Source organism: Agrobacterium sp. ST15.13.013 (genome assembly GCF_027956525.1).
Lineage (GTDB): Bacteria > Pseudomonadota > Alphaproteobacteria > Rhizobiales > Rhizobiaceae > Agrobacterium > Agrobacterium salinitolerans.
In genome coordinates, this window is the sequence record NZ_JAQKGP010000103.1 from 1 (window position 1) to 430 (window position 430).

The window sequence follows — 430 nt, forward strand, 5'->3', positions numbered from 1 at the left end:
CGTGCTTGTCGGTCTTAGTGCGCTGGCGATCGGCTCCAACATTCTCGCATCGGTTGCTGCCGATTTCTGGCTATTGTTGCTGGGCCGGGCCGGGCTGGGCATTGCGCTCAGCGGTTTCTGGGCGCTTTCGGTTGCGGTCGTGGCACGGCTCGTCGGCGCAAATTCGACCGGGCGCGGCATGGCTATCGTCACCCTCGGCGTTTCGCTCGCCACCATTGCGGCTCCCTCCATGGGCGCCTTGATCAGCGACTGGGTGGGATGGCGCGTAGCCATGTCGATGACGGCGGGACTTGCCATCATTGCCATGCTGCTGCAGATATTCAGCCTACCATCGCTGCCGGCAAGTACGAGCAACAGTCTTTCCGATGTTTTCCGGCTGACGCGGCGGCGCAGCGTTCAACTGGGGATGCTGGCAATCCTGTTGCTGATG

At 62.3% G+C, this 430-nt stretch carries 1 protein-coding gene; it reads left to right on the forward strand.

Annotated elements, in window-relative coordinates:
• Positions 1-430 (forward strand): MFS transporter (locus tag PL597_RS26385; RefSeq protein WP_271366666.1); only part of this gene is annotated, 430 nt, incomplete at both ends.